Origin of the sequence: Thermus scotoductus DSM 8553 (assembly GCF_000381045.1) — a bacterium.
GTDB lineage: Bacteria > Deinococcota > Deinococci > Deinococcales > Thermaceae > Thermus > Thermus scotoductus.
The window spans coordinates 1-7,691 of the sequence record NZ_KB905778.1; the positions used below are offsets into that span (position 1 = coordinate 1).

The 7,691-nt window shown below is 66.5% G+C and carries 8 protein-coding genes and 1 pseudogene; 4 read left to right on the top strand and 5 right to left on the bottom strand.

Annotated elements, in window-relative coordinates; translation table 11 throughout:
• On the bottom strand, nt 1–241 hold a 241-nt coding region (locus F604_RS12710), incomplete at its 3' end, for a DUF4277 domain-containing protein (RefSeq protein ID WP_026328966.1).
• Between the two features lie 138 nt (nt 242–379).
• Between F604_RS12710 and F604_RS0110795 the strand changes: the two genes are divergently transcribed.
• The 4 genes from F604_RS0110795 to F604_RS0110810 all read left to right on the top strand — a co-directional run bounded on the left by F604_RS0110795 (nt 380) and on the right by F604_RS0110810 (nt 2,021).
• Complete coding sequence (locus F604_RS0110795) at nt 380–733, top strand: DUF6285 domain-containing protein (RefSeq protein ID WP_019551657.1); 354 nt, start codon at nt 380–382, stop codon at nt 731–733.
• Nucleotides 730–1,371 (top strand): histidine phosphatase family protein, encoded by a 642-nt coding sequence (locus tag F604_RS0110800; protein WP_019551658.1) that lies wholly within the window; start codon nt 730–732, stop codon nt 1,369–1,371. The genes F604_RS0110795 and F604_RS0110800 overlap by 4 nt, the downstream gene beginning before the upstream one ends.
• 75 nt (nt 1,372–1,446) lie before the next feature.
• Entirely contained in the window at nt 1,447–1,575 is a 129-nt protein-coding gene (locus F604_RS13465; protein ID WP_019551659.1) for a hypothetical protein, read from the top strand.
• A gap of 44 nt (nt 1,576–1,619) precedes the next feature.
• Nucleotides 1,620–2,021, top strand: coding sequence for a SaoD/DsrE family protein (locus F604_RS0110810; RefSeq protein WP_019551660.1), 402 nt, complete (start codon nt 1,620–1,622; stop codon nt 2,019–2,021).
• A 298-nt stretch (nt 2,022–2,319) separates the two neighbouring features.
• On the opposite strand, the gene F604_RS0110815 is transcribed toward F604_RS0110810, so the two are convergent.
• The 4 genes and pseudogenes from F604_RS0110815 to F604_RS0110830 all read right to left on the bottom strand — a co-directional run.
• Nucleotides 2,320–3,642, bottom strand: coding sequence for a hypothetical protein (locus F604_RS0110815; RefSeq protein ID WP_019551661.1), 1,323 nt, complete (start codon nt 3,640–3,642; stop codon nt 2,320–2,322).
• Nucleotides 3,596–5,455 carry a glycosyltransferase family 2 protein gene (locus F604_RS0110820; protein WP_019551662.1) on the bottom strand — a complete coding sequence of 620 codons (1,860 nt, stop codon included), beginning with the start codon at nt 5,453–5,455 and terminating at the stop codon, nt 3,596–3,598. The genes F604_RS0110815 and F604_RS0110820 overlap by 47 nt, the downstream gene beginning before the upstream one ends.
• Nucleotides 5,442–7,385, bottom strand: coding sequence for a cellulose biosynthesis cyclic di-GMP-binding regulatory protein BcsB (locus tag F604_RS0110825; RefSeq protein ID WP_019551663.1), 1,944 nt, complete (start codon nt 7,383–7,385; stop codon nt 5,442–5,444). The genes F604_RS0110820 and F604_RS0110825 overlap by 14 nt, the downstream gene beginning before the upstream one ends.
• Before the next feature lie 25 nt (nt 7,386–7,410).
• Nucleotides 7,411–7,691 (bottom strand): annotated as a pseudogene (locus F604_RS0110830) (IS4 family transposase); the annotation flags it as partial.

Consider the following 7,691-nt stretch of genomic DNA (forward strand, 5'->3'; position numbering starts at 1 on the left):
CCAGGAGCCACTCCGTGGGCTTGCCCTCCCAGTAGTGGCCGAAGAGGTAGAGGGGGGAGGTCACGAAGCCCAGGGCGTTCAGAATGGCCGCTTTCAGGGCCACCCCCGTGCTCACCTTTTCCCCCGGGCGGGGGCCCACCCGTTCGTCCACCAGGGGGACCAGCCCGATACGGTCCACGATGCTGGCCACCAGGCCCAGGTGGCCGAGGTCGTACACCTGTAGGTCGGGTGTGGCTGCCATCCCAAAATCCTAACGCGGAGGGAGGAGGGGTGCGGAATGTGGGCTATATAGAGGAGTGTGGAGTTTGCGGTTTTGGGGCGGCTGGCCTCGGAGATGGAATACGAGATCCTCCACCTTATAGAAAAGGGGGGGTATTGAATGCGGGACCGGCCTACCGCGGCGGAGCTTTTGCAGGCGGTGGGGGAGTTTCTGGAGAGGGAACTCCTGCCGGCTTTGGAGGACCCCAGGCTCCGCTTCCAGACCCTGGTGGCCCTGAACGCTTTGGGGATCGCCCGGAGGGAGCTGGCCCTGGGGGAGGCCCTGGAGGGGGAGGAGGGGAGGGAGCTTGCCGCCCTCCTGGGGCGGGAGGGGCCTTTAGGGGAGCTCTTGCGAACCCTGGCGGCCCGGATCCGGCATGGGCAAGCGCCCCCGGGAACCCTGGCCTTCCTCAAGGCCCATGTGGGGCGGAAGCTTAGGATCGCAAGCCCCAGGTACCTGGAGCGCTACCCGTGAGAAGGAGGCTTCTTCTCCTGCGGCACGGGGAGGTGGACTACTTCCCCCAAGGGCGGCCCGTGCCCCCCGAGGGCGTGGGGCTCACGGAACGGGGAAGGGCCCAGGCCCGGGCGGTGGGGGCCCTCCTCCGGGAGGTTCCCCTGGACCTCGCCCTCCACTCGGGCCTGCCCCGCACGGAGGAGACCCTGGCCCTGGTGCTTGGAGGCCGGTCCGTGCCCGTGGAGGCCTGGCCCGAGTTTCAGGAGATCCGGCCGGGGAGGCTAAAGGACCTCCCCGACCCCAGGCGGGCCTTCCTGGAGGCCTTCCGGCCCCAAAGCCTGGAGGAGCGCTTCCTGGGGGGGGAGCGGTACCAAGACTTTCTGGAGCGCGTCCTTGCCGCCTACCGGCGCCTCCTGGAGCGGGCCTGGGACACCCTCCTCCTCGTGGCCCACGGGGGGGTGATCCGGGCCCTCCTCACCCATGCCCTTACCGGGAGGCCGGGTTTCCTGCCCCTGGAGGTCCACCCCTGCGGCCTCTCCGTTTTGGACCTGGGGGAGGAGGGGGCCCTCCTCCGGCTCCACAACCTCACCCCCTATGAACCCCTGCCCCAGGACCGCAGGAGCACCATGGAGGCCTTGTGGGAGGCGTACCGATCCTGAGCGGTTACCGCCACACCCCTTGCGGCATGGTCACTGCCCTGGCGCGTACGATTGAGGTTCAAGGGGAAATCGAAGATGCTGCGGGCCATCGAGGTGGCGCCGGCGGTGCGGCGGGAGGTGGTCCGAAAGCCCGAAGCCCTTTTCGCGGAGGAGGGGAGAATGCCTCAGGAGAGAGGCGGTCCGGAAGGACCCTGGGGTGGGTAAGCTAGGAGAGCGGCCTACTAGGCCGCCTTTCTAGGAGGTGAAGGATGAGGGTAGCCTACGTGCTTTCAAGCCCCAGGGCCGCAAGCCACAAGCTCGCCCAGATGATCCTGCCGCAGTTGGAGGCGGGGGTCCACGGGGCGGAGGTGGTGGGGATCTTCTTCTTTGACGACAACGTCATGGTCCTGCAAAAGGGAAACCCCATCGGGGAGAGGCTTGCCCGGGTGGCGAGGGAGAAGGGAATCCTCCTCATGATGTGCGACCTCTGTGCCCTGGAGAGGGGCCTGGCCCAGGGGGAGCCCCGCTGGTGCACGCCGCAAGGGGAAGGGCGCACCACTCCCGGGGAGTGCCGCGTGGCTCCCCACGTGGTGGAAGGGGTGCAGGTGGGCTGCTTCCCCGACCTCTACCGGGCCCTCGAGGGGAGGGTGGACCAGGTGGTGACCCTCTAGCCTAGGCCCATCGGCCCCAAGCCCTGGCCCAGGCGCGGCCCAGAGGCCTTGCTTTCCGGCCGGGCTTGTCCTGTAATACCACCCCATGCGGGCCTAAAGCCCGCCTGGGGGCCCCGAGATAAAGTCCCAGTGGAGTTTTTTGGCGCAGGAACCAAGAGTAAAGTGTATAAGGGTCCGGAGGGGCAAATTGGCGCCCTCCGAGGGGTCTGGGACGGGCGGGCGCCCCCCTTCACACCGGGCCGGACCCCCTTTTGCTTCCTGCGCTTTTAGCTTCCAAAAGAGCTTCACGGGGCCGGCATTAGGGGGGTTCTCCCGGCCTCCTCAGCAGGCGGCAGCCCTTGTACCGCCACTCCTCCCTAAACCCAGGGGGGGTTCCTTGGCCGTAGCGGGGCTGGAGGGCTCCGCTGCCCTGGCAGACCAGAAGGCGGCTTACGTAGGCCTGGGGGGCAGAAAGGGCCAGGAGGAAGCCGGCGTCGGCGGGAAGCACGAAGGGCCGGGCCGTCCCTGCCCAGGCGAGGAGGCGATAGCTCTCCCGGTCGTCGGCCAGGGTGGATCGGGGTGGGGCCTGGGCCAGGGTCTGGCCGATGGCCCGCTCCATGGGGTCCGGAGGGGGGTTGAGGGGCTTTAGAAGGGCCCAACCCGCCAGGGCCTGGAGAAGGGCAACCAGCAGGGCCGCCCCCAGAAGGTGCGGTTTCGGGGCAAGGGGGGGCAAACCCCCTAAGGCGAAGAGGAGGAGGAGGGCGGTGGCCATGGGGAGGGTATAGCCAAAGCCCAGGGGTGGCAGGGCGAGGAGGACGAGAAGGGGGGCTAGGTAAAGAAGGAGGCCTGGCCGTAAACGGGCCAAAAGGAAGAGGCCCCCAGCCAGATAGGCGGGGCTTGCCAGGAAGACCTCTCCCAAGGGAGGGGTTTCCTGGGGGAGCGCCCTATAGAGGAAGATTCCCCCACCCGTGAAGAGCCAGCCCAGGTAGGCCCAGGCCAGGGTGGTGAAGAGGAGGGGGAAGAGGAGGACCAGGCTGGCCGCGGCCCAGGCTCGAGGCTCCACCCGTCGGAGGAGGCCGATCCCCAGGGCGAAGAGCACCCCCAAAGGAAGGGCAAAAGGGGTGGCGTAGACGGCGAGGCTCAGCACAAGGCCCGAGGCGAAGAGAAAAAAGGACAGGCCCTCTTCCAGCCAGCGCAGGTAGAGGGTCCAGGCCCACCACAAAAGGACGAGGCCCAGGACCTGGGCGAAGTCCTGGGCGAGAAGGTGGATGGGCCAAGGGGAAAGGAGGAAGCCCCCGAGCAAAACCAAAGGCAGGATCCCAGCCCGCCTTTTGGCCTCGGCCAGGACGAGGGCGAAGCCCAAGCCCAAAAGGACGGTGCCCAGGACGGGGGGCGCCCAAGGGGAGGGCCAGGGGAAAAGCAGGAGAAGGGGCAAGGGGGGGTAACTGAAGCCTAGAAACTCCAACCGGCCGCGGTCTAGGGCCAGGTACACCTTGGCCAGGTAAGCGGCGTGGAGGTCGCTGAGGTAGCCCTCTTGGGTTAGCCCCAGGGCGGCCATGCCGGCGGGCAGGGCCAGGAGTAGGCCTAACCCCAGCTCAAGGGGTAGGCTCCAGGTGAGGCGCTTCCTGCTTGCTGAGGCCATGGAGGGTTTTCTCCCAATAGAAGGGCTTGGTAAAGAGCTGGAATAGGGCTTTATAGGCGGCCACGCTGTGGAGGATCCAGTAGACGGGGTTTAAGAGGGCGAAGGGCGCCAGGGCGTAGAGCCTGCGCTTAAAGGCCGCCAGCATGTTGAGGTAGATGGCCAAGGCGTTCCCCAGGAGGAGGTTAAACAAGGAAAGGTAGAGGACAAAGGGGGGAAAGTAGGGTTCCAGGGCCTGCGTTCCCGTGAGGAGCCAAAGGAGGAAAAGCCCCCAAAGGAGGGGGGAAAGGAGAAAGGTAAGGGGGGTTCCGGCGATGAGGAGGAAAAAGGCCAGGAACTGGCGTATGCCCACCTGCTTCACGAGCCTAAGGGGCTTACGGCTGTGGACCAGGGCGGTCTGCATGTACCCCTTAATCCAGCGGGAGCGCTGGCGGATCCAGTTGCCCACGTGGTTGTTGGCCTCCTCGTAGGTGGTAGAGTTCACCACGCCCACGGTGTAGCCCCGCATGGCCGCCCGGATGCCGAGATCGGCGTCCTCGGTCACGTTGAAGGGGTCCCAGCCGCCAAGCTCGCGCAGCTTCTCCGTTTTGAAGTGGTTGCTGGTCCCCCCGAGGGGGATGGGGAGGCCGAGGCGGTCCAGGCCCGGGAGAAGGTAGTCAAACCAGTAGGAGTACTCCAGGGTGAACATCCGGGTGAGGAAGTTCTCCTTCCAGTTGAAGTAGTTCAGGGCGGCCTGGACGCATACCCTGTGCTCTGGGCCTTTCCGGAAGGCCACCAGCGCCTTTTTAAGCTGGTCCGGCTCCGGCTGGTCCTCCGCATCGTAGATGACCAAGTACTCCCCTCGAGCAAAGAGGAGGCCCACATTGCAGGCCTTGGGCTTGGTTTTGGGCTGGCCGTTGGGGATGATCACGAACTGGACATTGGCCGGGGGGCGGGCCGCCTTGGCAGCCTCGAGGGTTTCCGGGTCGTCCTCCTCAATGAGGACCAGGATCTCCAGCTTCTCCTTGGGGTAGTCCAGCCCTGCCAGGTTCCGCATCAGGAGGCCCACCACGTTGGCCTCCCGGTACACGGGAACCAGGACGGTGTAGGTGGGGAGCTCCTCCTCCTTTAGGGCCCGGACCTCCTCCTCGGTCACGGGGGTGTGGCGCTCGGCCAGGGCCCCGGCAAGGCTCACGGCGAACTTGAAGGCCACGCTGGCAAAGAAAAAGGCGTTGACCAGGAGGTTAAGAAGGATCAGGGTCTCCCTGGGCCAAAGGTAGAGGCCGAGGAGGGTTCCGAGTAGGCCCGCGGCCAAGGCCAGGTACTGGCCCGGGGTGAAGACGGTGTAGGCCGACTCCTCTGGGCTCCGGTAGTAGAGGGCATAGACCGATTGGTCTAAGAGGGGCTTTCGGTAGAACTCCCGGATGGCCCAGTCCACATCCCATTCGGTGGTGACCAGGTAGAGGGGGTTCACCACGCCCAGGTGGGCCTTAAGGGCGGACTCGAGGGTGGGGGAGGGGGCGTCGCTTACGGCCACGAGAAGGGTGCCCTCTTGGCGAAGCCGCAAGGGGATGGCCCGGTGCCTTAAGGCCTCCTCGAGGGGCCAGCGCCTAAGGAGCCTGGGGTCGGGCCGCTCCTCGGTGAGGAGAACGAAGGGGAAGCCCCATAGCTGGGAGAGGGCCTGGTAGAGTTCCTGCCGCCGGACGTAGCCCAGGGCCAGGAGGATCCGGCCGAGCCTCTCCCTGCTTCTTTGTTGGAGCTCCAGGGCCCGGGAAAGCTGCTCCTCGCTGAGGAGGCCCCGGGCCACCAGAAACTCGCCGAGTTTAGGCCTTTCCACGGCGCACCACCTTGGGGTAAAGGGCCACCAGGGAAAGGAGGGCGAGGGCGGTTAGGACCAGGTAGACCTCCTTGCGGTACCGGGCGAGAAAACTTGCTGGGGTTTCGGGCAAGGGCTGGACCCGGAGGGCGCTTTTGGAAAGGGAAAAGGTCACTAAGGGCCCTGAGGGGCCGCGGAGGGCAATCTCCCCGTGGAGGGCGAACCACCCTTCCTTTAAGGCCTCCTCCAGGAAGGGGGCGAGGATTTCCCCGGTTGTGCTGGTGTGGCTCAGGAGGAGGAGGGGGCCCTTTTTTTGGGAAAAGGCCTGAAGGGCAGCGTAGGGCCCTTCCGGCTGGACCACCAGCCAGGGAGTGCCCCGGCTGTCCACAAGGCGAAAACCCGGGGTGCGGAGGGGCGCCCCCAGGGCCTGAGGCAAACCGGGTCCACCCACGGCCAGGAGGGGGGCACGGTCGGGGGTAGGGGAGATCTCGGGGAGAAGGGGGGTTTTTGTGGTCTCCTGCAGGGCCTGGACCAGGCGGGCGGCGAGCCCTAGCTTGAAGGAGTCCAGGGGTTCAAGGTAAACCCAGAATCTGGGGAGCAGGGCCTGGGGGAAGGCATCCAGTCCCGAAAGGGCCTCGCCCCCCTCGAGGACCAAGTAGGAGGCGGGGTCCAAGGTGGCGGTAAAGGGCAGGGCGCCATAGGTGCACTGGCCCTCGGCGGGAGCGTAGCGGAAGCGCACCTCCAGGGTGTTGTTGCGCTCCAAGAGGCGGGCGGGCACGGGAGCGTAGAGGTCCAGAAGGGTCCCTTCCAGGGGCTCGGAATAGAAGGCCACCCCGTTCAGGAGGAGCTCCACGTAGCCCCTTTGCGAAAGTGCGGGGCTGTGGACGGCCCGGAGCCGGAGGCCCACCGGGTGACGCTTCGGTCCAAGATCGGCCAGGGCGAAGGCATAGGAGGCGGTCAGCACCCCGAACCCCTCCACCCGCTGGGGACCGTAGCCAAGTTCGGCCAGGCTCACCCTGGGTCCAAGCTCCTCAGGCGCCTTAAGGGAGAGGGCCTCGGTGGCCTCACCGGGGAAGGGGGCCTGCAGGAGGCCGGGCTCGGCTAGGAAGAGGCGGGCGGCCTCCCGGAGGCTGCCCAGGTGGAGGGCGAAACCCTCTAGTCTCGCACCCTCGCCTTCCTGCCAGACCACGTGGCGGACGAAGGGGTGGGGCTCAAGGGGGGCCTTGGGGAGCGCCTCGAGGCGGAGTTCCGGCACCCGCCCCGGGTAGGTCCGCGCCAGGAAGCCCGCGAGCCAAAGGACGGCTTGGGCCGCTTCGGGGGAGGGGGGGTCGGGCAGGTGGACCACCACCCGCTCCACATGGGGGGGGAAGAAGGACGCCAGGGTTTCGGGGGGCGTGGGGCGGCCGGCGAGGAGGAGGCGGCTTTCGGGAAGGACGTGCACGCGGAAGAGCTCTTGGGCAGCGCAAAGGTCCTTAGCCGGAAACTGGGTGCGAAGCGTTAGGGTTAGGAGGCCCCGCTCCACCTTCACGCCCTTGAGGGGGATGAGGAGAGAGGCTGCGGGCAGGGCTGCCTGGAAAACAGGTTGGCCCTGGGAAAGGATCTCCAGGTAACCCTGGGGGAGCCCCGGGGAAAAGGCCAGCTTGAGCTCCAGGGCTTCGGGCTCGAGGCCGGGATTCACGGGAAGGTAAAGGGTGGCCTCACCCTGGGCGCTGGTAAGCTCTGCCCCTGTCCTATACCCGAGCGTCCTTAGGGTAAGGGAATACCCTTGCCAGACCGGGGCGGTCCAAGCCAAGGGCTCGGGCTTAAAAGGTGGCAAGGGCTTGGAGTCGTAGGAGAGGGTGCCCACCTGGGGGGAGGCGGCTTGGGGCGGCCTCTCTCCTCTTTCTTGGCAAGAGACCAGGGCGAAAAGCAGAAGCAGGTAGAGGACCTTGATAAAAGTCCGTCCCTTCATCTTTGCCAGATTAAGTGCCAACCCCCTATGTACACGTCAAAACCTCCATAGGGCATAACCCCAAGGGACTTCCGCGCCTTCCTCCCCCTGCACCCCAGAGGGCAAGCGCCCAAAGGGTGAGCAGGTCCAGCCCCGCCCGGAAGAGGCTCTGTCCCAGCCTCCCGTGCTTCTTGGGCCTCACCGGACGCACCCGGTGCAGCACAAGCCCCGTCCGAAACGCCCACACGAAGGCCAGGCTCAAGGGGACCAAAAGCCGCGAAAGCCTCTCCCCCCGCGTCACGTGCGTGGCCTCCAGGTCAAATCCCC